The sequence below is a fragment of the Algoriphagus sp. AK58 genome, assembly GCF_014324365.1.
In the GTDB taxonomy this organism is placed as follows: domain Bacteria; phylum Bacteroidota; class Bacteroidia; order Cytophagales; family Cyclobacteriaceae; genus Algoriphagus.
On sequence record NZ_QEIG01000018.1, the window covers coordinates 150795 to 175324 of the forward strand.

Below are 24530 nucleotides of genomic sequence, written 5' to 3' on the forward strand. Positions count from 1 at the left end.
AATCAAGAGCCCCTCAAAAGACAACTTCTGAGGGGCTCTTGATTTTTATAGCTTCTGCAGCAAAATCTTCCAGGCCAATTCCACATTCCCTGCTTCCAATTCCTCTTTGGCCCATCGATGCAGGTGATCAAGCCACGACTCCGGATCTAGGTGAAATCGTTTTTTCATTTCCTTAATTTCTTCAGTTTGGGCAAAAAGCATCACTTCCGCCTCAGTTGGTAGATGCTCCACATTTCCCAATCTACCTAAATTATTTCCTGTCAACACAGGACTGTTTCGTATTTCATCTGGAATCTGATCTACTCCTATTCCAAGCGTAATCAAGGGTTTGGGAATCTGAAAAAGGGAATCAGGAGTGATTTTGGAGTACCAATTGCCGCCAAGTCGAGCAACCGGATCGAGTTTGTAAGGATCAATCACCCCCTTTTGATCCAAAATCCGCTCAGCTAAATGAATCCTGATCACCTCACAAATCACCAGATTTCCGGCACCTCCTCCTTCGCCTAAAGACTTGATTTCATTCACTTTACACTCAAACGCCACCGGGGCTTCTTTTACTCTTGGAGGAGAAACCAAGTCTGAAGCCACTGCAGTCAAACCTGCCTTTTCAAACTCATTGACTCCTTTGGGATATTCTGTGCTGGCCAAAGACATCTGTTCCACAAGGTCAAATCCCACGATGTGAATGACTACTTCGGGCACCTCGAGTACATTTTCAAGGGTATGCTTGGTGGTATTGTCCCTCACTCTTCGGGAAGGGGAAAAGATCAGTATCGGAGGATTAGCACTGAACAGATTGAAAAAGCTGAAGGGACTCAAGTTGACCGTTCCTTCCTTATTGATGGTACTTGCGAAAGCAATAGGCCGTGGCGCTACTGCCCCCTGTAATATTGCCTGAAGCTCTGGAACAGAAAGTTCTTTAGGATAAATGGTTTTCATGTAATGAAATTAACGTGCAATTTTAAGTGATAAGCCTTTTTTCACGAATTAGTTCACCGACATGAAGTTAAAAATCATCCCTTTCTTTCTCCTGATCATTGTAGCTGGATTATCAGCCTTCTCACATTTAGCTGCCCAAACGCACCGCTTTGCCACGTTCAATATCCGCTGGGACAATCCCGGCGATGCGGGGAATCTCTGGAAAGACCGTGCCCCGCATGTAATCCACTTGATCCAATTTCACCAAATCGGTCTATTTGGTACGCAGGAAACCCTTGCACACCAATTGAAACAGATCAATGAAGGGCTAGGCTACTTATCCATAGGAGTAGGAAGAGATGATGGAAAGGAAAAAGGCGAATTTTCCCCTATCCACTACGATCCCAACCTGTATCAGCTGGAAGATTCGGGCACTTTTTGGCTTTCTCCCACTCCTGACACATCGAGCAAAGGTTGGGATGCCGCCCTCAACCGGATCTGTACTTGGGGAAGGTTCAAGGCAAAAGATGGGAAGCGGTTTTACGTCTTCAATATCCACTACGATCACATTGGGCAGCAAGCCCGGGAAGAAAGCAGCAAGCTAGTGGCCTCTAAAATCCAGGAAATCAACCGCGAAAAACTCCCCGTGATCTGGATGGGTGATTTCAATGTCACTCCCGACAATCCGGCTTATCAAACCATAGTATCAAATCCCGCTTGGAAAGATACCCGATTGATTTCAAAAGTACCTTCCTATGGACCTGCCGGCACCTTTACGGGATTTGACTGGGAGCGAATGCCCGACGGCATCATTGATCACGTTTTCGTGAATGGAAAAATCGAAGTGCTAAGGCATGGGATTTTGACTGACAACTATGGTAAAAAATATCCTTCCGATCACTTTCCGGTATTAGTGGAGTTGAGCTTTTGAAAAATGTGAGGTTTCCAAAGTTTAAACCTTTGGAAAAGATCCCATAAAAAAACAAAGGCCAACTGGATAGGCAGGCCTTTTCTAAACTCAGACCTGCCACGTTTTTAAAACCTGGCAGGTCTTCTCTCTTCATATTACTCCGCCAAAGCAGCGACTCCGGGAAGTACTTTGCCTTCCATGTGCTCGAGCAAGGCTCCACCACCGGTAGAAACGTAAGATACTTGATCGGTGTAGCCAAACTTATTTACCGCAGCTGCAGAATCACCACCGCCGATCAGTGAGAAGGCGCCGTTTCGGGTAGCTTCTGCCACATATTCTGCAATGGCTTTGGTTCCTTTGTCGAAGGATTCCATTTCGAACACACCCATTGGGCCGTTCCAAAGAATCGTTTTGGATTCCAAAATCACTTTACCAAACAATTCTCTGGTCTTTGGTCCGATGTCCAAGCCCATCCAGTTGTCAGGAATTTCACCTTTGTTGGCTACGCCTTGGTTGGCGGTATTGGAAAATGCGTCTGCAATGATGGTGTCTACAGGCAAAATCAGATTTACCCCTTTTGCCTTGGCTTTTTCCATCAGTTCCAATACAAAATCCATCTTATCCGCCTCCAATAGAGACGTTCCGATGCTACCACCCTGCGCTTTTGCAAAGGTGTAAGACATCCCGCCACCGATGATGAGGTTGTCCACTTTTTCAAGCAAACGCTCGATGATCAAAATCTTGTCTGCGATTTTGGCACCACCCATAATAGCGGTGTAAGGACGCTCAGGATTACCCAATACCTTATCGGCATTGGTCAACTCAGATTCCATCAGGTAGCCGGCTACTTTTTCGGAGAAAAATTCTGCGATTACTGCCGTAGAAGCGTGTGCTCTGTGAGCGGTACCGAAGGCATCGTTCACATACACATCACCCAACTTGGCCAATTTGCCAGCGAAGTCTTTGTCCCCCTTTTCCTCTTCCTTGTAAAATCGGAGGTTTTCCAACAGCAACACTTCCCCTGCACCAAGACCTGCTGCCAATTCAGCAGCATCAGCTCCGATGCAATCTGTGGCAAATTGGATGGTTTGACCCAAGGCAGCCTCAACGGCTGAGATGATATGCTTCAGGGAATATTTATCCTCAGGACCTCCTTTTGGACGGCCGAGGTGAGACATCAGGATGGCAGAACCGCCATCTTTCAAAATTTTCTTGATCGTAGGGACCGCTGCCTGGATACGGGTATCATCAGAAACATTAAAGTCTTCATTCAATGGCACGTTGAAGTCCACTCGAACCAGGGCCTTTTTGCCTGCAAAATTGAGGCTGTCCACATTTTTTACATTCAAACTCATAGGATTGGTTTAATAGATGTTGAATTGGTTTTCGTAAAAACTGGCCTGAATTTAAGCCAATTTCATCCAAAAGGGAATCAAAATCGGGGAAAGTTGAAGAAGAGTAGATAGGGAGATTTGAAATTTCGGATTTCAGATTTCGGATTTCGGATTTTGAAATGGCTTCCACATTACCCTCCAGCTTCCATGCCTCCAAACTTCCTTAATTTTCAGCTTTCAAAATTCATCCTTCAGCTTTTTACCGCTGCTCTTCGGAGTCGGTCATTGATTGCCCGGCCTAAGCCGGTTTCCGGCAACAGTTCAGCTAGGATTACCTCAACAGAGGTTTCGTCCAGCCTTCGCATGGCTGCAAAAAGGTTTTTCGCAGCTTCATGAAGATCACGGGATGGACTCAAGGCAATCTGCTTTACTTGGGGCAATTGCTCAAAAGCATCCGAAAAACTCAACACTGCAAAATCAACTCCCTCAGCTTGTTTTTCAGCAATCAAGGTCTTCAAATCCCCCAAAATAAAAGGCTTTCTCGGAGCATAGTGACTGTCCAATTGTCCAGGAGCGGAAGGATTGCTGCTGCTGTGATCTTTGACTTTGACTGGCCCGACTACATTTTCTATTTCAGCAATCTCCAATCCACCCAGGCGATAGATCACGATTTCCTCTCCTTCCATTCCTACGATCGTACTCTCTAAACCAACCGCACAAGGCCCACCGTTCAGGATATAGGGGATTTTTTCACCCAACTGAGCTTCTACATGCTGCGCTTGGGTTGGACTGATGTAGCCAAACGGATTGGCGCTTGGAGCTGCCAAAGGGAAATCCAATTGCTCCAATAAAGTCTGCGTCAGAGGATGATTAGGCACTCGCACGGCTACCCGATCCAGCCCTGAAGTCACCAAATCCGGAACAATCGATTTTCTTAGTAAAAGTAAGGTCAATGGTCCCGGCCAAAATTTCTCAGCCAGCTGTTTTAGCTTTTCCGGAAAATCAGACACAAACTCTCCTACTCGCTCCAAAGAGGAGGTGTGAAGAATCAAGGGATCGAACGTAGGACGATTTTTGGTTTCAAAAATCAGGGCAACTGACTCAGGATTCAGCGCATTCCCGGCAAGTCCATAGACTGTCTCAGTGGGAATCCCCACGAGCTGTCCATTTTCCAAAAAGGATTGGGCTAAATCGATATCGGTACCAATCTGCGCCATAATTTACTTTTCGCAGAAATCTTTGATCCAGGTTTCGGCCTCCGCATATCCAAGCGAAAGTGCCATTTTAAGATCGGCACAACCCTCATTTTTTTGGCCCAAAGCGCTCATTCGAGTCACTCCAAGCAGGTAATAAGCTTCGGCATTTTTAGGATCGAGATTGACGGTATTGGTCAAAGACTCCAATCCGTGAATCGGATCACTCATTCCTAATTCAGCTTTCCCTTTTCTGAAGTGAGCCTCGGCATTGTTGGGATCAGATTGCAGGAGAGTTTGAAAGTCCAAAAGGGCATCTTCATATTGCTCCATATTCAGCAGTGCGGTGCCTCTGTTGAACAAAATATCCAATTGAGTAGGATCCAAAGCAGAAGCTAAATTGAAATCAGCAAGTGCTTCTTTGTAGTTTTTCAACTCCATTTTGGCATTTCCCCGATTGAACCAAGGCTTGTAATTGGTCGAATCGGCGGTAATGGCTTGGTCAAAAACAGGCATGGCTTCCTCAATTTTTCCCTGCTGGAAAAGGGCCACTCCTTTGGCATTAAGCGCAGTGGCATTGCTTGGGTTTTTCTCGAGCAACTGATCAAAATAAGTGACCGCCTCAGGCCATGCTTGGGCATCCATTTTCTCAATTCCTGCTTTTAGCAGTTCTTCCTCACTGGGGCTACAGGCAAAAAGGCTCACACACAGCAAGCCTAGCATCCAAAGTTTGTTCACGGGGTAATTTTTCGGCAAAGATAGGGAAAATGGCATCAAGAGGCCTCTAACTTTTCCCGGTATTCCGGCGGCACAGGCACCGGCTTCATGGTATTCATGTCCACCGCCACCATGACACATTTGCATTTTGCAAAAACATGCTCACTTCCTTTGGCATCCTTCCCAATCAAAAACTGCTCCAGGTCAAAGGAAGAATTCCCCAATCGGGAGCATTTGACCAAAGCCTCCACTTGATCTTCCAAGTGGATCGGACGCAGGTAATCGATTTCTATTCTTCCTACGACTGTGCCGATAGTCATGACATTCCAGCCAGCTACTTGGTATAAAAAAACTGCCCTGGCATGCTCAAAATAGCTGAAGTACACGCCATTATTCACATGCAGGTAGCCATCAATATCCGAAAAACGGATTTGAATCGGAGTGATAAAAGGAAACTCGGATTTAACTTGGGTGTAATCGTAGCTGGGCATCAAAGCAAAATTTCCGATTTGCTGGTTTTCTCGAGCATTCGAAGAATGGAAGGATTGTATCCTATCATATCTACCACCGAGTCGAAAGTGATCCAAGCAAGCGAAATGCTTTCATCACTCATGACCAATGGTTCATTGATATCCGCCTCAAAAAGGTAGCGTACATCATAGTGAAAATGCTCGGGTACATGAGGTCGCTGAGGAATAATATGCTTATCCAAATCAAAAATATTCTCATCCACCAATTTCAAAGACTTCAGGCCGCTTTCTTCTTCGGCCTCCTTCTTGGCTACTTCGATCAGGTTCTCAAGGCCATCGGCGTGTCCCCCCAACTGTAGCCACCTTCCCAGTTTCTTGTGCAAAGTCAAGAGGGTATGGGTTCTTTTCTCATTGACTATCCAGGCAGAAGCCGTAAAGTGTCCTTCCAATCGCTCACGTTTGTAGGCAAGCGGATCTGTGGTCAATTCGATAAAGTCTTTGACAAAATCAGCTTCTTCCTCGTAAGGAGTCCGGTAGTTTTCCAGTTGGTTTGTGAGTGTTAATCTATCCATTTTCAGGTCTTTCGAAGATTCGATCCATTAGTTGATCGAAGGGTTTTGCGTCTTGGTAAAGTCGGTCGGAATATACCGCCGCGAGAAGTTTGATATAACTGGGCTGATTGTCAATACTGATTTTCTCCAAAGCCACATTGCCGTACAACTGGGAAATCAACTCACCTTCGGCAGGAAGCTGAAGAGGAGGTTTGAAATAGAATTTTTCAGTCACCTTCACCCGATCATTCACTTCTTCAAACTTCCTGTCCAAACTGACTTGGTCATATCCCAAAGCTAGAATCCGTCTGCTTAATCCCAAGAAAACCCGGGAAAAAGATTTGAGATCCAGGGGAGGTTCAAAACTCACCGCAAAGCCATTGGCATAAGGAGAAGTGAAAATATGAACTTGGGGCGATTCATTGATTTGGGCACGCTTGAAATGGTAATTTTTGTAAATCAATGAAAACAAATCTTTGGATTCTTGAGAATCAAGCCATTGCTCAAGGTCTTCCCGATCCGAATCTTTCAGGGAAAAATTTTCCTTAACATTCACAGGCAATTTCTCCGATGGCTTAAATACTTTTTTGAAAAGGTCGTCCAGAAAATTACCCATGCGAATTGATTTTATACCTGCCATCCTTTACCATTGAGATTTTGGCCTCATCGGCAAGTTTACGGAGCCATTTGAGATGAGTAGCAGAAGCAGGCTTATTTATTTTTTCGAAAACTTCGTATTCTCCTAACTCACCAAATTGGGCTAAAGTTTCAAGTATTTTTTTCTTGAGAGATTGTTCCGTTACCTCGGCTTGATCTGTTTTTTTCTTTTCCAGACATACATCACAGATTCCGCATTCTTGATCGGTCTTTTCCCCAAAATACTCCTGAATGAATTGGGAACGACAGATTCGGGTCTGATGAGCGTATTCTACCATGCTCTTTGCCTTATTCAAAGTCAGTTCCTTGCGCAGCTTGATCCTTTGGAAATTAAATGGAAGTTTAGCAGCATCATAGCGCTGGGTCAGAAAGGTAAGCTGTGGGGTATCTTTTCGCTGATCATAATCCAGGACTTCCATCTTGGCGAGCTGCTGCAGGGACTTGATCAGATCCGATTCTTTCATCTCCAAAGATTTAGCCAGTTTGGATTCCTGAATTTTGATGTATTCAGAGAAAAGATTGCCCCCATAGGTTCTAAGCATCATTTTGATTACCGGATCGAGCTTCGAGTATTGGACTTGGATCTCATAGAGCCGCTTGGGATCGACCAGAAAGTGAGCCCTAGAAGGAGCAAAAAAACTTTCATTAAATTCCACAAAACCATCCTCTTCCAAGACTTTTAACGCATAGAACGTATCCAATACAGGCATCTGATATGTGTGGCAAAATTCTGACAGATCAAAATCAAAACTGCTCAGTAGATTGGTACCTACTGCCAACTGAAAGTAATTGGCTAAACATTGATAGACTCTTCGAAGAAATTCAATGGGTGGGTAAACTAAGGCGGCCCGGTCGAGTACCTGCTCAAAATCCTGCTCATTGGCCAGCAAAACAGCATACGCTTTTTTGCCATCCCGGCCTGCACGACCTGCTTCCTGATAATAATTCTCGAGATTTTCGGGAAGATCGCTGTGAATGACCACACGCACATCCGGTTTGTCAATCCCCATCCCAAAGGCATTGGTACTGACCATCACCCTGACTTGGTTATGCTTCCAGGCTTCTTGTTTGGCGGAGCGATCCGAGCTGGACATTCCTGCATGATAGGGAGCAGCGGAGATCCCCATCTGATTGAGCGCCTTGGCCAATTGATGAGTGCCTTGCCGGTTTCTCACATACCAAATAGCGGTGCCCGGGATTCGGTTGAGAATCTCGGTTCCTTTTTCAAGTTTATTTTCGACTATCCTCACGCTGTAGCTGAGATTTTTTCTGGAAAAACTCTGATGAAACTCCTGATGGCGGTTCATTTCGAGCTTTTCCACAATGTCCGCACAGACTTCAGGAGTTGCTGAGGCGGTAAGGGCTAGGACGTTTACTTTGGGGTGAAAGACTCGTATTTGGGCAATTTCAAGATAAGAAGGACGAAAATCATAGCCCCATTGAGAAATACAATGTGCCTCATCCACGGCAATCAGATTGATCTTCATCTGTTTGAATCGCTCAATGAAAATCTCGGTCTTCAGGCGCTCGGGAGAGACGTAGAGAAACTTGTAATCCCCATAAATACAATTATCCAAGGTGGTATCAATCTCCCTAAAACTCATTCCTGAGTAGATCGCCACGGCTTTCACACCTCTGGCCTTCAAGTTGTCCACCTGATCTTTCATCAAAGCGATCAGAGGAGATATTACCAGGCAGATCCCGTCTTTCGCCAGTCCAGGAACCTGATAGCAGAGGCTTTTTCCTCCCCCGGTAGGCAAAATCGACAAAGTATCCGTCCCGGACATGACCGAATCAATGACCTCCTTTTGGACAGGACGAAAGTCGTCAAATCCAAAAACCTTCTTGAGGATATGTTGGAGGTCATGGGTCACTTACCAGTTCGGTTTTGATTTATTCAGAAATGCTGAAATTCCTTTTTTACAATCTTCATGGGCACGGGCACGGGCATTGGCCTCTGCTGCGGCATCCAAGGCTTTGTCTCGGGCCTCCTTTCCTAGAGATCTCAGGAGTCTTTTGGATTCACTCATAGAAAAAACAGAATTCTCCCTCATCAACTTGCCTGCAAATTCATGCTGCACCCAATGATCCAATGACTCTCCCTGCATATGGCCTGTAATCAATCCAAACTCATCCGCTTTTTTAGCAGAGATCATCTCCCCAGAGATCAGCAACTCTCCTGCACGGTAATGGCCGATTTGCTCTGCCAGAAAAACTGAAACCAGGGCAGGAACAAAGCCAATTTTCGCCTCTGTATAGCCAAATAAGGCGTCAGAATCGGCGAAGGCAAAATCGCAAACAGTGACCAAGCCACATCCTCCTGCAAGGGCATGTCCTTGGACCTTAGCAATCACCACCTTTGGAAATTCATAAATCTGAGTAAAAAGCCGCTTGAGCCTATGACTGTCCTCTAGATTTTCCTCATAGGTAAATTGCTGCATTTCATGAAGGTACTCCAAGTCTGCCCCCGCACAAAAGACCCTGCCCCTTGCCTGCAAAATCACAAGCTTGACATCAGCATGGGTTTCCATTTGGGAAAAAGCCTCAGACAATTCTCTGATCAATAGTGGACTTAGGGCATTCCGTTTTTCTGGACGATTAAGGGTGATGATTCCTATGTGATTTTCGACATGAGTCAAAACTGTTTTTTCCATGATATTTTGGGCTTGGTTAGGATAAATTAGGATGAGAAAAAAGCTTAGACAAACCGAACTTCAGAAAATTGCTCGGAAACCTAAACTTTGTCGCAAAATAGAGTCTTCACGGCAATTGGCACCTGAAATTTCTCTTCGAAATTCCTGAATTTTTTCAGGCTTTTGGCCCTCCCACCGGATATATTTTTCTTTGGGAAAATACCTAAAGTCAAGTCCGGGAAAAAAGAAAGTGCTGTCCTGAGGGATTGCCTTGAGGGACAATGGGCTTGCCAAACGATGCTCTTGAAGTCGATTGGGGTCAATGGAAAAAGAAATCTGGTCGGGCAAGAAATCTTGATTCCAGGAAAAATGACGGTTTCCCAGTTGAAGATCGATCAAGGTCCCCTTTTCACTTGAAAAAAACAAAAGCTGATTTGAAGGCCTCATCAGTTCCCTGATTATTCCCTCTCCTAGCCATATTCCCCAAAAAAACAGTCCGAGTGCTACCAATTTTTTCCGGTTGCCCATTTCCCAATTTCCCCAAATCAAAAGGGAAATCCACACCAAAACCATCCCTGAAAAAGTAATCGTCAACCGATCGATTTTACCCATAGGAAGCAGCTGAATAAGCAAAGTAATCCGATGTTGCACAAAAATCATTGCATCCACCAACCACGCCAATCCGTCTCCCAAACCAGGTACCCAGCCCAGAAGCAAAAAGGGTACTCCCACGGACATAATTAAGAAAGCAAGTGGCACCACAATCAGATTAGCAAATAAAAAGTAGGTAGGAAACTGATGAAAATAAAAAACGGATAAAGGAAAGGTCGCCAATTGTGCTGCGATACTGACAGCCGCTAGTTGCCAAAAATACTCGAGAATCCGATTAGGAGGCAGCCACCAGCGAACAATCAAGGGCTGTAAACCAACTATCCCTGCCACTGCCAAATAGGAAAGTTGAAAACCAACCTCAAAAAGTACGTCTGGATCCAAGACCAACATAATCATGGCAGAAAAAGCCAGAATGTTCCAGATGGAAGGTTTCCTTTTTCTCATTTGCCCTGCAGTAAACAAGGAAAACATCACCGACGCTCTTACCACAGAAGGAGAAAAACCAGTCATCAACGCATAAATCCAGATAATCAGGATGACCAAAACGAGATAAAAAGAACGGATTTTTGCTGAGGCTCTGAAACCTCTGAGAGGGAGCAAAAGGATCGCATAGATTATCCCTACATGCAATCCCGAAACTGCCAAAATATGCATGGTGCCTGTTTCGGAATACGCATTTCGGATTTCCCTGTCAAGGGACTCTTTTTGGCCTAATAATAGTGCCAAGGCAATCTGTTTGGACTCGCTATGTTGGATTTTTGATTGGATCAACTGTGCAAAACCCTCCCTCAGTCGAGGAATGGCAAACGCAATATTTTGTCCAGCAGATGAATCCAGTTTTACAAAGTCATTCCCGATAAACTGTCGATAATAGATTCCTTTTTTTGCAAGAAATCCTTTGTAATCAAATTCATTGGGGAATACAGGAGCTGGGATCTCTTCAGGCTTCTTGTTGACCCTAATCAAATCCCCTGGCTGAAGGCCAAGGTCACTTTTATGATAAATCAAAATTTTTCCGGCAGCATGCCTCCAACCCATGCTGTCCCTCACAGCGACCAACTCGAGTAAATTTTCTCGGGAATTGGGTTTTTCAAGATCATACCTCTGAACTTCAGCCATGTATGCTTGGAATGAATCCTCCTTAAATCTTGGGGAGATTTGGTTTACTGCTTCTCTAATGGTCAAGGAATACCCCAAAAAAAATAAAAGAGAATAGCCTAAAGCTGCCGAAAAACCAGTTTGAACTGGCTGAGATTTCCCTACCCCCCAAGCATAAATTATCCATCCTACCAGAATTTCCGCAAAAGGGACAGGCCAAATTTGAATCGGGAAATAAGTGGCCAATACTATCCCCGCAATCAAAAAAGGAAGGTATCTCAAAAAAGGAAAATCAGCGAATCTCATCTTTTAAAAAATTAAACCTTAAGGTAGAAAAAATAGGGCAAAAAAAAGAGCCCCAAAAGGCTCATTTGTACTGATCTTAGGAATTAAAACCTATACCCCAAGCTAAATCCGGCATTGGGTTCGATGGCGGTGAATTTGTCGGAAACTGCCTCACTGAAATTGCGGGCAATACTCGCATAAGGCCCAAACGCAAAATGCTCGGAAACCTCCCATTTGTAACCGAAGCCGGCACCTAAGATAAATGCAGTCATGTCGGTGGTGAAATTGGCGCCCATTCCCATCTCCTCAAAATCCCCGAATCTAAATTTCACAAAGGGATAGAGATAAAATCTACCATTGGGTTTGTTCCCAAAATAAAAATTCATACCAGACTGAATGGAATTGGTCTTATAAGTCTTTCCATTGTTTTCTGAATTGTATCCAAATCGGTCATTGATCAGAATCTGAAAATCCAGCGAGTGGCTTTCGCTCAAAAAACGCTCGTACCCAATTTCAAAAGAACCCAAAACAATCAAATTGAGAAAGTTTAGTTTGATCTCATTCTCAAAGGTTCCAATGTTTGGATTCTTGGAGACTGAGGAGGAGATAACTTGTTGGGAAAATGCAGAAAATGAAAGACCTGCCGTCAAAAGGAAAACGAAAATGTATTTTTTCATAAATAAATGATGTTGGATTTTAGTTAATCTGGGCAAGGATTAGGCCAATTCCATTTTGAAGTGATGGATATGACATTCCTCAAACATCTCCCCAACTTTTTCAAAGCCGAATTTGGAATAAAGAGGGACAGCCGCAAGTTGGGAATGAAGGTATTTGGTTTTTCCAAAAGCCTCGGGAGCTGAGTTGATATTTTCCAAAACAGCAGCAACCAAAGCACCACCAACCCCCATTCCTCTGGCTTCTTTGAGTACAGCAAAACGCTCTAATTTTGCCCCATAATCCGTCACTCTCCATCTGGCTGTTCCCACAGGAATCTCATCAAGGAAGGCTAAAAAATGAGTGGAAGATGCTTCCCACTCGTCCCGCTCTTGCTCGGGATTCACATTTTGTTCTAATACAAAAACCTGGGATCGGATTTTAAATGCTTCTTCGAGAAGTTCTTTATCCGTTATTTTTTCTACCCTGAGATTCATTTCTGAGCTGTTCCCTTTCTTCCTGATTTTTCTCGTAGGCTTCGATGATCGCTTTGACGAGCTTGTGACGGATAACATCCTTGCCACTCAGATTTACAATCCCTATACCCTTCACATCTTTCAAAATTCGAAGAGCCTCAGAAAGTCCCGACTTCTGCCTTACAGGTAAGTCTACCTGAGTCTGGTCACCAGTAATGATCACCTTGGAATTAGGCCCCATTCGGGTAAGAAACATTTTGATCTGCTCGCTGGTAGTATTTTGAGCTTCATCCAAGAGAACAAAGGCGTCATGGAGTGTCCGACCACGCATATAGGCGAGCGGTGCAATTTCTATCACACGGGTCTCTTGGTAATACTTGAGTTTTTCCGGGGGGACCATGTCCTGAAGGGCGTCATAAATGGGCCTCAGGTAAGGATCCAATTTTTCCTGAAGGTCTCCAGGGAGAAAACCTAGATTTTCCCCTGCCTCCACAGCCGGGCGGGTGATGATGATTCGCTTCACTTCCCGGTTTTTCAAGGCTCTCACAGCCAAGGCTACTGCGATATAGGTTTTCCCTGTACCGGCAGGTCCCAAAGCAAACACCAGATCGTTTTTCATCGCCGCATCGACCAGCTTCCGCTGATTGGCTGATTTCGGCTTGATGACCAGCCCTTTATTTCCAAAAACGATGACCTGATCCCGATTTGCTTCCTCAAAGGGAATTCCTTCGATATCGAGGTAGTCTTTTACATTTTCGGGAGTAAGATGACCAAATCGATCAAAGTGCTCCAAAAGCATATTGATCAGATCATTGATGCGTAAAATTTCCGGGGCACCACCTTGAATGCGGATTTCATTGCCTCTAGAGACAATTTTACTTTGAGGAAAAGCCTGTGCTATCTGACGGATATTCTCATTGGCTGTGCCCAAAAACTCAGCCAAGGGAACATTTTCTAAAGTGATTACTTTTTCGACCAAACTTGTGTATTGATTAGATTAACCTTAAAGGCAAAAGAATAAAATTTCTATTTTTGTTCGCTCCCCTCTCAAACAAAATTACACAATTTTAATAGACTTGCTTGTATGGCATTGGTGACATTCCTCTCTGATTTTGGGGACAAAGATTATTACGTTCCGGCAGTGAAGGCCAAGATGCTTTCCATCAATCCACAATTAAATATTATTGACCTGTCCCACTCCATTTCACCTTTTGACTTGGAGCATGCGGCATTTGTCTTACGATCCACTTATCGGGAATTCCCGAAGGGAACAGTGCACTTGGTAGGCATCAACACCACCGGCACCATGACTGCCGGCTATATCGGGATTAAGCTGGAGGATCATATTTTCATCGGGCCAAATAATGGGGTCCTTAGCCTTATAGCCGACTATGACCCTGGGATTATCGTTCAGTTTGCTGATATACATCTTAAAGACTCCACCTTCCCTACCCGGGATATTCTGGCTCCGATCGCCGCCAAAGTCGCCTCAGGTGCAGCTATTCACGATTTCGGAGGTCCCTCTTCTCAATTCAAAAAATTGATGTCCCGACAGGCAAAAGCTACAAGGGAACAAATTATCGGACATGTGATCCGAATCGATCGCTATGGCAATCTGATCACCAATATCCGAAGGGATGTTTTTGAAAAACTGAACCCGGGCAAATTCAACATTCAATTTGGACGAGAAACCCTTGATGGACTTCAAACCGGCTACGATCAGGTAGAAGCCGGAGATCCTTATGCCTTTTTCAACAGCATGGATCTACTGGAAATCGGGATCAACCATGGGCATGGAGGAAACCTACTTGGACTCAAGCAAGACAGTGTAATCTATATCACTTTTGCAGGCTGATGCTGATCCGAATCGTAAGAATGACATTCCGACCTGAGGAGGTCAATGTCTTTTTGGAAAACTTTGAGGCCAATAAAAATTTGATCAGGAATTTTCCTGGGTGCCACCATTTGGAGCTCTGGCAGGACTTTTCTGAAAAAAATATTTTCGTGACTTATAGCCATTGGGAAAGCGAAGAAACCCTGAATAAGTATCGTGATTCTGAGCTCTTTAAATCTGTCTGGAGCTTTACCAAGGCCCTTTTTGCAGAAAAGCCGCAAGCTTTTAGCATAAAAAAATTACAGGAAGTATCGAAATGAGTTTGTAGGAAATCATTTTTGTATTCATATTTGCAGCCCGTTCAGCAAGGAACGGAAACAAAAAAGTCTGACACGATCAGGCGCGTACCATGCCCAGGTGGCGGAATCGGTAGACGCGTTGGTCTCAAACACCAATGAGGTTACACTCGTGCCGGTTCGACTCCGGCCCTGGGTACGTCCCTAAAGCTCGCAGTGATGCGGGCTTTTTTTGTTTTTAGCCTCTTGCTGGCAGGAGCTTTTCAATATTTTCGAATAAAGAAATTTTCTTTTCTGTAAAAAAACAGACATTTCATTTACTAAAGGAATATTACACTTTCAGGCAGGATCAAAAAAATCCGCGAAAATCTGTGACTTTTTCTGTGAAAATCTGCGGAAAACATTTTCCCATCAACCAAAAAAGCCCCCTTTCGGAGGCTTTTGTGATTTTATCCATTTCCGCGGAGGATCTCCATCGGAGGTTGATTGATGATTCGCTTTCCATTGAGCCAGCCGAGCACAATCGTCAGCCCTGTGATCGCTAGGTAAATCACCAGACCTTCTTTCCAAGCCAAGCTGAAATTCATCTCAAAGACAAACTTGCCCAGCAGGAAGGTAGCCATAAACGAAAGCAAAATCCCCGATAGCGAGGCCAAGCTTCCCAAAAAGAAATATTCCAGCGTATTGATCACCCGAACAATTCCCGAACTGGCACCCAGAGTACGCAACAAAATACTTTCTCTCATTCGCTGGTACTTGCTGATGATCAATGAGCTGATCAGCACCAAAATCCCGGTTGCAATGGAAAAAAATGCCATAAACTGAATCACAAAGCTGATTTTACCCAGGATATCCTCCAATGTCTCCACGATCGTTCCCAAGTTGATGATGGAAATATTCGGAAACTCCCGTACAATCTCCGACTGTACATCGGCTGCCTGACGGTCATTTTGAGTTTTGGTGATGATCACGTGGAATTTCGGTGCCTGTTCCAGGACCCCATTTGGAAATAGGACCAGGAAATTGGTCGACACCTGATTAAACTTCACATCCCGGAAACTTCCCACATACGTTTTGATGGGTCTACCTTGAACATTGAAGATCAATTCATCACCGATCTTGAGCTTATTCCCTTCTCCGAAGCCTTTTTCAAGTGAAACAAAAATACTGTCACCTCGAGCCCCAAGAGGAATCAGCTCACCTGAAGTCAAGGTTTCTGATTTGATCAAGGTATCGCGATAAGTCACTCGAAACTCCCGATTGTAAAGCCATCGGCTGTAGTTTTCCTCATCTGGCAACTCTTCATTCTCCTTCTTGTCGATGCCATTGATCTCATTAAGTTGCATCGTGACGATAGGCACCTCTTGAAGAATCCGCATCTTTCTATCGGTCACTCTCCCTCGGACATTTTCCAATTGAGGCGTTTGAATATCAAACATCAGCATGTTGGGCTGATCTTCCTTGTCGGCAAATTTGGCTTCTTCAAGAAGCTGGTTTTGCAGAAAAAAGAGGGTACTGATCATGGACGTCCCCAGCCCAATAGTCGCAATCAGTGAAATCGTCTGATTATTTGGTCGATACAAATTAGCCAAAGCTTGCCTCCATGGATAGCTTAGGGAAATCGGCAAAAACCTCCGTACTGCCCACATGATCAATTTTCCAACACCCCAAAGAGCTCCAAAAGCCACCAACACAAATCCGGTAAAGCCTATTGCCCAAGTGATCTGCTTGAGCAACAGGAAGCTAAAACCAAAAATGAAGAGTAAAATACCTGCGATCACCGCCCATCTTGCAGGATCTTTGAGCAAGGTAGAATCTGCAGTCTCAGGTCGTAAAGTAGCCATTGGAGAAACATTTCTCACTTTCAACAAAGGCAACAAAGCGAATAAAACTGACACAAAAAGTCCAGTAATCATTCCGAATCCAACCGACTTCCACGAAATACCCACGGTCACCTCCACTGGCAGGAAATCTGCGAAAATTGTGGGAAGGACAAATTGAAGCAGCGTACCTAAAACCGATCCTATCAAAGCTCCAAAAAGGCCCATGATGACGATTTCGACCAGGTAGATCAGCAATACATCCAATGAAGCGACCCCCAGACATCTTAAAACAGCCACAGAGGCAAGTTTCTCCTTTACAAAAACATTGACTGCAGAAGCTACACCCACACAACCCAAAAGCAAAGCAATGAAGGCTACAAGGCTTAAGAAATTGGAAAGATTTCCGAAAGAACGACCCGTGCTTCGCTTGCGGTCTTCCACCGTATCCGCATCGACTCGATCCAGTTCCCATTGATCTTCATAGGGTTTGATCAGTTCTTCTACATCAGTTCCCGGAGCAAACTGGAAATAACGATTGTATTCCACGCGGCTTCCATATTGGACAAGGCCGGTTTCGGCCAAATACTCCATCGGGATATAGACTGCTGGAGCCACTGAGGCGGTAATTCCTGTTTGTCCGGGCACTTTCTGGAGTTCTCCCACGATTTGGAACATTACTGCCCCAACCTTGATGGAATCTCCTACTTGGGCATCAAACTGTGCCATTAGCGTCTTTTCGACCAAAGCTTTTTTCCCTCCACTTCGGAAGTCAGCATCTCCTTCGGCCGGGACTGTTTCGAGCTTTCCGTAAAAAGGGAAGTTTCCTTCCAAAGCCCGTACCTGTGTCAGTCGGCTGGCATCGCTTTTGGGAAAAGCGACCATGGAGGCAAAATTGACTTCTGCAGCTTGTTCTACCGCCATGGAATCCAATGCCTGATCGCCAAGAGGCTTGTTATTTTCAAGCACTAAATCAGCTCCAAGAAGCTCCTTGGCCTGATTATCTATGTCTTTGACTAAATTTTCTCCAAAGCTGCTGATGGCCACCAAAGCGGCAATGCCTACCACAATCGAGGAAACGAAGAGCAAAAGACGGGATAGATTCTTGCGAAAATCCCGCATTGCCATTTTAAAGATCCAATTCACATCAGGCATGAGTCTCCTCCTGTATTTTTCCTCCTTTGATATGAATGATTCGCTGGGTTTTAGCGGCTAAATCCAAGTCATGGGTAACCAGCACCAAAGTAGTCCCCTTCTCCTTGTTTAAGTCAAAGATCAACTTTTCGATCATTTCGCCTGTCTCTGTATCAAGGTTTCCAGTTGGTTCATCAGCAAATAGAATTTTGGGCTCATTGGCAAAAGCACGCGCTATGGATACCCTTTGCTGCTCTCCTCCCGAAAGCTGAGTAGGATAATGCGTTGCCCGATCTTTTAACCCTACTTTTTCCAATAGTTCAAGTGCTTTCTCCTTCGCATCTTTTCTCTTCTTTAGCTCCAAGGGTACCATTACATTCTCCAATGCCGTGAGAGTCGGCAATAGCTGAAAATTTTGAAATATAAATCCGACGTCTTTGTTGCGAACTGCAGCTCTTTGGTCTTCGTTCAGTCTTTCGAGTGCCTGACCATTGAGGACTACAGAACCTGATGAACCAGAATCCAACCCGGCACAAAGACCAAGGAGTGTGGTTTTCCCACTTCCTGATGGTCCAACGATAGAGATGGTTTCTCCTGCCTGAATATCGAAAGACACATGTTCGAGTACGGTGAGCTTACGGCTTCCGCTTTGATAGGTCTTACTTAAATTTTGAATGGACAATATGCTCATGAAAAGCCAAGTGTTAAAGAATAGAAATGTCAAACGCTTCCGGATCAAGTTTGTTGAAGTTGGAAGCGGATCAAGTTAGATTTGAAGTAAAGAAAAGAAATTTACCCCATCCTAGCCAAGCCCTCTCGACAGACGGGTGTATTTGCTCGACCAACGCTGAAAAAGCTATTTTAAGCTCTAAATTTGAAAACCTAATCAAAGTTTTGAACCATTTCCCCTTTAATCCTTTAAGAAGAAAAAGTCTTTCTATGAAACTGTATAAAAGTTTTAATTATCTCATCTTCTCAGTCATTGCTTTATTTCTGGTCACCTCTTGCGGAGGAAGTCAGGAGCAGAAAAAAGAAGAGGCAACTGAAAATACCTCTACCGTACAAAAGACGGAACAAAAAACCATCCTCTTCTTTGGTAACAGCCTTACCGCAGGTTATGGAATTGACCCGGAGGATGCTTTTGCAGGGCTCGTACAAGAAAGGTTGGACAGCCTAGGGAAAGATTTTAAAGTAATCAACGGAGGACTTAGCGGAGAGACCACAGCTGGAGGTTTGAGCCGTTTGGATTGGTTTTTGGAGGAGGAGCCATACATCTTTGTGCTCGAATTGGGAGGAAATGATGGTTTGCGCGGGATACTACCCAGTGAATCAAAAAGTAATCTTCTTGCCATAATTGATAAAGTCAGAGGAAAGTATCCCAATACCAAAATCATACTGGCTGGAATGCAGATTCCCCCAAATATGGGGCAAGAATACACAGAAGAGTTTAAAGCTATCTATCCATCGGTAGCCAAAGAAAAAAATGTCACATTGATCCCTTTCCTTTTGGAAGGGGTAGCCGGAAATCCAGAACTTAATCTGCCGGATGGTATTCATCCAACCGAAGAAGGCCATAAAATAGTATTTGAGACAATTTGGCCATTTATAGAGGGCGCATTATAACAGCGAAAGGGCTTTCTGATTTCAGCCTTGCAAGAAAGTCCTTTTGATTTCTTCACCAAGACAGCTTCATTTTCGTCAGTTACTTTTTTTCATTGACTCAAGCTTCCATACGCTAATTTTTTACCCTATATTTTCAACTTCATTAAAATTTTTAAAAATGAGCTTTCAAATCAAAGAAACCCCAGATAGCTATGATGTCATCATCGTAGGATCTGGCGCAGGAGGAGGAATGGCTTCCAAGATCCTCTCCGAAGCAGGTCTTTCTGTGGCCGTCGTTGAGGCCGGTGGGGATTTTGACCCGGCAAAAGACGAGGACAGAACCCAACTCAGACCACCTTGGGAATCCCCAAGAAGAGGTGCAGGTACACGTATCCGCCCATTTGGAGATTTTGATCAGGCCATCGGTGGATGGGATATTGATGGAGAACCCTACACCCGAAAAGACGGTACCCAGTTTGACTGGTTCCGTTCGCGAATGGTAGGTGGTAGAACCAACCACTGGGGAAGGATTTCTCTTCGATTCGGCCCCAACGACTTCAAGCGCGCCAGCATTGATGGCATGGGACACGACTGGCCAATCGGATATGATGATCTGAAGCCCTACTACGACAAGGTGGACAAGCTGATCGGGGTTTTTGGATCCAAGGAAGGAATCTACAACGAGCCGGATGGCTTTTTCTTACCTCCTCCCAAGCCAAGACTACACGAACTCATCATCAAAAAAGGCGCTGACAAAGCCAACATCCCGATGATTCCGGGACGTCTGTCCATGCTTACCCGACCGATCAATAATGAGCGTGGTGTCTGCTTCTTTTGCGCACAGTGTAACCGGGCTTGCCAAGCTTATGCAGACTTCTCAGCAGGAACGTGTCTTGTACACCCGGCCATGAAAAAAGGCAAGGTGGACCTTTACACCTACTCGATGGTAAGAAAGGTGACCACCGACGATACAGGAAAAGCAACCGGTGTGTCTTTCGTCTCCAAAGTGGATATGAAGGAGTACAAACTTAAATCTCGGGTAGTCGTCTTAGGCGCTTCTGCCTGCGAGTCTTCTAGAATCCTGATGAATTCCAAATCCAAAGTTTATCCCAATGGAATCGGCGCAGACTCTGGAGTACTGGGTAGATATCTCCACGACTCCACAGGAGCGGACCGGATGGGCATCATGCCTGACCTGATCGATCGAGAGCGATACAATGAAGACGGTGTGGGAGGAATGCACATGTATACCCCATGGTGGCTTGACAATAAAAAGTTGGACTTTGCCCGAGGTTACCATATCGAATATTGGGGGGGGATGGGCCAACCATCTTACGGTGCCGGCAACGGCATGGATTCATTGAGAAAATATCTCAAAGATGAATTTGGGAACCCAAGTCCGAATGGGGGATACGGAGAAGGATTGAAAAAGGACATTCGAAGAATTTACGGTTCTACTTTGGGCATGTCCGGCCGTGGGGAAAGCATCCCTCAATACAGCAATTACTGTGAAATCGATCCGAACGTAGTCGACAAATACGGCATTCCGGTACTCCGATTCCATTACAAATGGACAGATCAAGAGATCAAGCAAGCCAAGCACATGCAGGATACGTTTGAAGAAATCCTGACCAATGCCGGTGCTATTCTTCTTGGAAATAAACCCGGACCAGAGACCATGTACGGACTCGCCGCTCCTGGTAGAATCATCCACGAGGTGGGTACCACCCGAATGGGCAATGACCGCAAATCCTCTGTGGTAAACTCCAACTGCCAAGTGCACGATTGCAAAAACGTGTTTGTGGTGGATGCTGGGCCTTTTGTCTCTCAAGCAGACAAAAACCCAACCTGGACCATATTGGCCCTTTCTTGGAGAACCTCAGATTACATCGTTGACCAGCTAAAACAGAAAAACATCTAAGCCATGAACAGAAGAGAAAACCTTAAACTGCTCTTTACCGGCTCCGTGGGAGCTGGGTTGCTGTTGACCGGATGTGAACCAGAGCAGGTCGCGATACAAGGTCAGGTGATGACTGGTGGCACACCCGGAGGACGAACCGAGGAAGAAAAAGCACGGGATGCGAAGTTGCTTTCTGAGACTTTTTTCACGGAAGAGGAAAAGAAAAAACTGAGCACCTTGGTGGACATCATCATGCCGGCGGATTCCGAGTCTCCCTCGGCTACCGAGCTGAAGGTTCCGGATTTCATCGAGTTTATGATGAAAGACCAGCCTGGCATGCAGACCCCGATGAGAGGTGGATTGATGTGGTTGGATTTTGAAGCCGATGAACTTTTTGGCAAAAAATTCAATGACCTCAGCAAGGAAGAAGTCATCCAAATCGTGGACTTGGTCGCTTGGCCGGAAAAGGCAACAGAGGCCTATTCTGGTGGGGTTCGCTGGTTTAATATGCTTCGAAATTTGACTTGTTCGGGCTATTTCTCAACCGAAGCAGGCTGGAAATATATGGGCTATATGGGCAACCAAGCCAATGTATGGGATGGAGTCCCCCAAAATGTACTTGACAAACACGGCCTCTCCAATCCTGAAAAATACCTAAGCATCTACCTCAAGCCCGAAGAACGGGGCAAGGTAGCGGAATGGGATGAAGAAGGAAATCTAATTGGATAATCAACAGATACTTTTGATTCAAAATCCACGGTCTCGAAACCGTGGATTTTTTTATTCGTACTAACTTCGTCCCAGTTAAAACCCCATCTATGAATTTTGCCTTTTCTTTGAAAAATACTTGGAAAGTACTCTTTGCCGCTTTACTTCTTATAGGAAGCGGTTGCTCCAAAAATGTCACCATGACCCGATTGGTTCCCGCCCCAGTCACCGTGCCTAGTCATATTCAAAAAATTGTTTTGGTAGATCGAACCAAGCCTCAAAGCGAAGGCCTGGCCATTATCGAAGGAATCATCACCGGGGAGCTTCCATTTGAGGTTCGCAATGCCGTACAGGCTACCCTCTCCTCCCTGCAAATGAGTCTTAATTCTTCCCCAAGATTTCAAATCGTGAGAGCCACCGAGCGCCTTCCGGGAGGGATATTCGGACAGATGTTTCCCAATCCGTTGGATTGGTACACCGTGGAGCAACTCGCCCAGCGCTATCAAGCTGATGCCGTGCTAGCATTGGAAAACTTCAGTTCGGACTTCGTGGTGACCGACCAGCAACGCTTGATCAAAAAAACGGTGACCGAAGGCAAAACCACCCGTCAAATCGAGGTGCAGGGCTGGTATGTAGAGGGAGTGGCCAATGTCAGTGCGGGATTCCGCCTGTATGATCCCAAAGTGCGAAATATCGTGGATCAACAACGCTTCGAAAAGCGAAATCTTTGGTCAGCAGAGGGAGAAACCAAAACACAGGCCTTAGCCTTACTGATTACTAAAGCCGACGCGGCAAGAGCCGTAGGAGAAATGGCCGGAGCGGGCTATGCCACCAAGATTGCTCCTATGTATGCGGAGATTAACCGTGGCTTTTTCCCCAAATCCAAAACCAATCCAGCCGTGGCTCAAGGTGCCCGACTCGCAGAAGTAGATCAATGGGATCAGGCGATCCAAACTTGGCAAGCGGCCTTGCCAGGAGCTGATGAGGAAAGCGGGGGAATGCTGACTTACAATATTGCGGTGGGCTATGAGGTACTGGGGTCTCTGGACCTTGCCAAAGAATGGGCAGGTCGTGCCTATACGGACTTTGGACTCAAAAAAGGAAGAAACTATACCCGGACTTTGAACGGCTTGCTACAGCAGCAGGCACTTCTGGATCAGCAGATGGAAAAACAAGATTATTGAATTGATTATATGGATATACGGAACTTTGCAAGTAGCTTTCTTCTAGGTTTAAATGAACCTGAAAAAACCAATTCCTTGATTTCTTCGGTCTTCCGTCATCGGTCTTCCAACCCAAAATCAGGGGAATATTCGTCTACTGGCAGAATAGCACACAATCAGAATTGATTATTAGTGAATCATTTGAATATTCACTCTTGGTTTATTTTCTTAAGAAAAAATCATGAGCTGAAAAACTCTTTACAACTAGTGCGTATTTCTATTTCTTTCATCATTTGGGGACGTGATCCTGCTAATCAAAGTTTGGGGTTGCCAAGATTGCAATAGGAGCTTTTTGAAAATTAAAACTCATCAGAAAATGAAAAATCAACGTTGGCTTTTCCTGCTTTCCCTTTTGCTTGTCATTTCCTGTGGTCCCAAAAGTGAAGATATCCTTGAAAAACCGCTTGCTGAACAGCAGCTTGAGTTTGAGATCTACGACTCACTGGTGGTGGACTACTTGGGAAATCTGTATTTGGCAGACATCAGCCCGGATGGGAAAACTTTTATGCTTTTCAATGACCGAAACGACTCAATTTTTCTGACCAACACTGAAGGCAAAATTTTCTCAAAATTTATGAGGAAAGGAGAAGGTCCTGAAGACTACAGAGTCTCAAGGTATAATCCACCGCAGTTTTTAAACAATTCTGAAATTATTATTCCTGCCTGGAAAGGATTTTATTGCTATTCTTTTTCGGGAAATTTAACCCGTAGGTTTGAGATGGGCTATAATCCTTCCTCTTCCCTTTTGGACCTTTATAACAACAAACTGGCCGTCACAAAAAGCCAGGTTATTTACCCCTGGGAAGGGAGAAATGGGGATAGCCTTGGCGTCCAGGGAAAAAGCTTCCAGCTTCAAACCAAAAGACTGGAAGTATTGGATTTGGAAAGTGGAAATTTCACACCTGTAGCCCCTTTTCCTGACCAGTCAAAATTCAAAACCGATCGAAAAGCCTTCTTCAATTTCAATTACACCACACGGTTGGCAGGTCTGGGAGACTCTATTTATGTAACCTTTAGAAACGAACCTAAAATATTTATCTATCACTTGAAAAACCTTAATGAGCCTTCCAAGATCCTTGAAATTCCCTTTGAAGAGTTTATAGAAAAAGCACCTAAGGACGAAAATAACCTTACGAGCTATGACATGAAAGACGTCTACTCAGGCTCGATAAACCTACTCATCCCAACTGGGGAAAACAGGTTTTTAATTAATTATACAAGAGGACTTACCGATGAAGAATACGATCAAGCTTTCTCAAAAACAGGTCAAATCAACCAAGAGTTTTATGAGGAAATAAGTAAGATCAGCACTTTTGGATGGATTCTTTTTGATGGAAAGACCAACTCGCCTTTTATTGAGAAACGTACAGAAATCGGAAGTTTGGGCAAATTCATTTCCGAAGACGAAATCTGGTTTACTCCAAACTACTCCGAGGTAGAAAAAGACTACGTCGTCCTATACAAAACCCGTCTCGTCTCAAAATAAGCCCCTCCCAAAACCTGCT

At 44.8% G+C, this 24530-nt stretch carries 23 protein-coding genes and 1 tRNA gene; 9 read left to right on the forward strand and 15 right to left on the reverse strand.

Annotation, left to right across the window (positions count from 1 at the left end; translation table 11 throughout):
* Positions 1-45: 45 nt before the first annotated feature.
* Complete coding sequence (locus tag DDT91_RS16130) at positions 46-939, reverse strand: flavin reductase family protein (RefSeq protein ID WP_187177225.1); 894 nt, start codon at positions 937-939, stop codon at positions 46-48.
* 61 nt (positions 940-1000) lie between these two features.
* Between DDT91_RS16130 and DDT91_RS16135 the strand changes: the two genes are divergently transcribed.
* Positions 1001-1849 (forward strand): endonuclease/exonuclease/phosphatase family protein, encoded by an 849-nt coding sequence (locus DDT91_RS16135; RefSeq protein ID WP_187177226.1) that lies wholly within the window; start codon positions 1001-1003, stop codon positions 1847-1849.
* A 134-nt stretch (positions 1850-1983) separates the two neighbouring features.
* Here DDT91_RS16135 and pgk read toward each other — a convergent pair whose 3' ends face one another.
* From pgk to DDT91_RS16195, 12 genes are all read right to left on the reverse strand, one after another.
* Entirely contained in the window at positions 1984-3183 is a 1200-nt protein-coding gene (pgk, locus tag DDT91_RS16140; protein WP_304503144.1) for a phosphoglycerate kinase, read from the reverse strand.
* Between the two features lie 230 nt (positions 3184-3413).
* Positions 3414-4379 carry an L-threonylcarbamoyladenylate synthase gene (locus DDT91_RS16145; protein WP_187177227.1) on the reverse strand — a complete coding sequence of 322 codons (966 nt, stop codon included), beginning with the start codon at positions 4377-4379 and terminating at the stop codon, positions 3414-3416.
* 3 nt (positions 4380-4382) lie between these two features.
* A complete protein-coding gene (locus DDT91_RS16150; RefSeq protein WP_370539329.1) occupies positions 4383-5093 on the reverse strand; it encodes a tetratricopeptide repeat protein in 711 nt (236 codons plus the stop codon).
* 35 nt (positions 5094-5128) lie between these two features.
* Positions 5129-5563: a thioesterase family protein gene (locus DDT91_RS16155; protein WP_187177228.1), complete on the reverse strand. Its 435-nt coding sequence runs from the start codon at positions 5561-5563 to the stop codon at positions 5129-5131.
* Complete coding sequence (locus tag DDT91_RS16160) at positions 5563-6114, reverse strand: NUDIX hydrolase (RefSeq protein WP_187177229.1); 552 nt, start codon at positions 6112-6114, stop codon at positions 5563-5565. The genes DDT91_RS16155 and DDT91_RS16160 overlap by 1 nt, the downstream gene beginning before the upstream one ends.
* A complete protein-coding gene (locus tag DDT91_RS16165) occupies positions 6107-6709 on the reverse strand; it encodes a hypothetical protein (RefSeq protein WP_187177230.1) in 603 nt (200 codons plus the stop codon). Before DDT91_RS16165 ends, DDT91_RS16160 begins: the two co-directional genes overlap by 8 nt.
* Positions 6702-8624, reverse strand: coding sequence for an ATP-dependent DNA helicase RecQ (locus tag DDT91_RS16170; protein ID WP_370539330.1), 1923 nt, complete (start codon positions 8622-8624; stop codon positions 6702-6704). Before DDT91_RS16170 ends, DDT91_RS16165 begins: the two co-directional genes overlap by 8 nt.
* The gene (locus DDT91_RS16175) at positions 8625-9404 is read right to left on the reverse strand and encodes an enoyl-CoA hydratase/isomerase family protein (protein ID WP_187177231.1); all 780 of its coding nucleotides are present in this window, start codon (positions 9402-9404) and stop codon (positions 8625-8627) included.
* A 60-nt stretch (positions 9405-9464) separates the two neighbouring features.
* The gene (locus tag DDT91_RS16180; RefSeq protein ID WP_187177232.1) at positions 9465-11399 is read right to left on the reverse strand and encodes a ComEC/Rec2 family competence protein; all 1935 of its coding nucleotides are present in this window, start codon (positions 11397-11399) and stop codon (positions 9465-9467) included.
* Positions 11400-11482: 83 nt separating this feature from the next.
* Entirely contained in the window at positions 11483-12055 is a 573-nt protein-coding gene (locus DDT91_RS16185; RefSeq protein WP_187177233.1) for an outer membrane beta-barrel protein, read from the reverse strand.
* A 39-nt stretch (positions 12056-12094) separates the two neighbouring features.
* Positions 12095-12529: a GNAT family N-acetyltransferase gene (locus tag DDT91_RS16190; RefSeq protein WP_187177234.1), complete on the reverse strand. Its 435-nt coding sequence runs from the start codon at positions 12527-12529 to the stop codon at positions 12095-12097.
* Positions 12498-13487 carry a PhoH family protein gene (locus DDT91_RS16195; RefSeq protein WP_187177235.1) on the reverse strand — a complete coding sequence of 330 codons (990 nt, stop codon included), beginning with the start codon at positions 13485-13487 and terminating at the stop codon, positions 12498-12500. Before DDT91_RS16195 ends, DDT91_RS16190 begins: the two co-directional genes overlap by 32 nt.
* A gap of 105 nt (positions 13488-13592) precedes the next feature.
* Between DDT91_RS16195 and DDT91_RS16200 the strand changes: the two genes are divergently transcribed.
* The 3 genes from DDT91_RS16200 to DDT91_RS16210 all read left to right on the forward strand — a co-directional run bounded on the left by DDT91_RS16200 (position 13593) and on the right by DDT91_RS16210 (position 14837).
* Positions 13593-14363, forward strand: a complete 771-nt coding sequence (locus tag DDT91_RS16200) for an S-adenosyl-l-methionine hydroxide adenosyltransferase family protein (RefSeq protein ID WP_187177236.1) — start codon at positions 13593-13595, stop codon at positions 14361-14363.
* The gene (locus DDT91_RS16205; protein ID WP_187177237.1) at positions 14363-14662 is read left to right on the forward strand and encodes a putative quinol monooxygenase; all 300 of its coding nucleotides are present in this window, start codon (positions 14363-14365) and stop codon (positions 14660-14662) included. Before DDT91_RS16200 ends, DDT91_RS16205 begins: the two co-directional genes overlap by 1 nt.
* Positions 14663-14753: 91 nt before the next feature.
* Positions 14754-14837 (forward strand) — tRNA-Leu (locus tag DDT91_RS16210).
* Positions 14838-15087: 250 nt separating this feature from the next.
* On the opposite strand, the gene DDT91_RS16215 is transcribed toward DDT91_RS16210, so the two are convergent.
* Together DDT91_RS16215 and DDT91_RS16220 are read right to left on the reverse strand one after the other, a co-directional pair.
* Entirely contained in the window at positions 15088-17613 is a 2526-nt protein-coding gene (locus tag DDT91_RS16215; RefSeq protein WP_187177238.1) for an ABC transporter permease, read from the reverse strand.
* Positions 17606-18283 carry an ABC transporter ATP-binding protein gene (locus DDT91_RS16220; RefSeq protein WP_187177239.1) on the reverse strand — a complete coding sequence of 226 codons (678 nt, stop codon included), beginning with the start codon at positions 18281-18283 and terminating at the stop codon, positions 17606-17608. Before DDT91_RS16220 ends, DDT91_RS16215 begins: the two co-directional genes overlap by 8 nt.
* A 248-nt stretch (positions 18284-18531) precedes the next feature.
* Between DDT91_RS16220 and DDT91_RS16225 the strand changes: the two genes are divergently transcribed.
* The 5 genes from DDT91_RS16225 to DDT91_RS16245 all read left to right on the forward strand — a co-directional run bounded on the left by DDT91_RS16225 (position 18532) and on the right by DDT91_RS16245 (position 24511).
* Positions 18532-19215, forward strand: a complete 684-nt coding sequence (locus tag DDT91_RS16225; RefSeq protein WP_187177240.1) for an arylesterase — start codon at positions 18532-18534, stop codon at positions 19213-19215.
* Between the two features lie 157 nt (positions 19216-19372).
* The gene (locus DDT91_RS16230) at positions 19373-21115 is read left to right on the forward strand and encodes a GMC oxidoreductase (protein ID WP_187177241.1); all 1743 of its coding nucleotides are present in this window, start codon (positions 19373-19375) and stop codon (positions 21113-21115) included.
* A gap of 3 nt (positions 21116-21118) precedes the next feature.
* Positions 21119-21823, forward strand: a complete 705-nt coding sequence (locus DDT91_RS16235; protein WP_187177242.1) for a gluconate 2-dehydrogenase subunit 3 family protein — start codon at positions 21119-21121, stop codon at positions 21821-21823.
* Between the two features lie 89 nt (positions 21824-21912).
* Entirely contained in the window at positions 21913-22986 is a 1074-nt protein-coding gene (locus tag DDT91_RS16240; RefSeq protein WP_222718666.1) for a DUF6340 family protein, read from the forward strand.
* 355 nt (positions 22987-23341) lie between these two features.
* The gene (locus DDT91_RS16245) at positions 23342-24511 is read left to right on the forward strand and encodes a hypothetical protein (RefSeq protein WP_187177243.1); all 1170 of its coding nucleotides are present in this window, start codon (positions 23342-23344) and stop codon (positions 24509-24511) included.
* Positions 24512-24530 lie beyond the last annotated feature (19 nt).

Coding starts and splice junctions, on each gene's coding strand:
- DDT91_RS16130 (WP_187177225.1), bottom strand. CDS start 939: ATGAAAACCATTTATCCTAAAGAACTTTCTGTTCCAGAGCTTCAGGCA.
- DDT91_RS16135 (WP_187177226.1), top strand. CDS start 1,001: ATGAAGTTAAAAATCATCCCTTTCTTTCTCCTGATCATTGTAGCTGGA.
- pgk (WP_304503144.1), bottom strand. CDS start 3,183: ATGAGTTTGAATGTAAAAAATGTGGACAGCCTCAATTTTGCAGGCAAA.
- DDT91_RS16145 (WP_187177227.1), bottom strand. CDS start 4,379: ATGGCGCAGATTGGTACCGATATCGATTTAGCCCAATCCTTTTTGGAA.
- DDT91_RS16155 (WP_187177228.1), bottom strand. CDS start 5,563: ATGCCCAGCTACGATTACACCCAAGTTAAATCCGAGTTTCCTTTTATC.
- DDT91_RS16160 (WP_187177229.1), bottom strand. CDS start 6,114: ATGGATAGATTAACACTCACAAACCAACTGGAAAACTACCGGACTCCT.
- DDT91_RS16165 (WP_187177230.1), bottom strand. CDS start 6,709: ATGGGTAATTTTCTGGACGACCTTTTCAAAAAAGTATTTAAGCCATCG.
- DDT91_RS16175 (WP_187177231.1), bottom strand. CDS start 9,404: ATGGAAAAAACAGTTTTGACTCATGTCGAAAATCACATAGGAATCATC.
- DDT91_RS16180 (WP_187177232.1), bottom strand. CDS start 11,399: ATGAGATTCGCTGATTTTCCTTTTTTGAGATACCTTCCTTTTTTGATT.
- DDT91_RS16185 (WP_187177233.1), bottom strand. CDS start 12,055: ATGAAAAAATACATTTTCGTTTTCCTTTTGACGGCAGGTCTTTCATTT.
- DDT91_RS16190 (WP_187177234.1), bottom strand. CDS start 12,529: ATGAATCTCAGGGTAGAAAAAATAACGGATAAAGAACTTCTCGAAGAA.
- DDT91_RS16200 (WP_187177236.1), top strand. CDS start 13,593: ATGGCATTGGTGACATTCCTCTCTGATTTTGGGGACAAAGATTATTAC.
- DDT91_RS16205 (WP_187177237.1), top strand. CDS start 14,363: ATGCTGATCCGAATCGTAAGAATGACATTCCGACCTGAGGAGGTCAAT.
- DDT91_RS16215 (WP_187177238.1), bottom strand. CDS start 17,613: ATGCCTGATGTGAATTGGATCTTTAAAATGGCAATGCGGGATTTTCGC.
- DDT91_RS16220 (WP_187177239.1), bottom strand. CDS start 18,283: ATGAGCATATTGTCCATTCAAAATTTAAGTAAGACCTATCAAAGCGGA.
- DDT91_RS16225 (WP_187177240.1), top strand. CDS start 18,532: ATGAAACTGTATAAAAGTTTTAATTATCTCATCTTCTCAGTCATTGCT.
- DDT91_RS16230 (WP_187177241.1), top strand. CDS start 19,373: ATGAGCTTTCAAATCAAAGAAACCCCAGATAGCTATGATGTCATCATC.
- DDT91_RS16235 (WP_187177242.1), top strand. CDS start 21,119: ATGAACAGAAGAGAAAACCTTAAACTGCTCTTTACCGGCTCCGTGGGA.
- DDT91_RS16240 (WP_222718666.1), top strand. CDS start 21,913: ATGAATTTTGCCTTTTCTTTGAAAAATACTTGGAAAGTACTCTTTGCC.
- DDT91_RS16245 (WP_187177243.1), top strand. CDS start 23,342: ATGAAAAATCAACGTTGGCTTTTCCTGCTTTCCCTTTTGCTTGTCATT.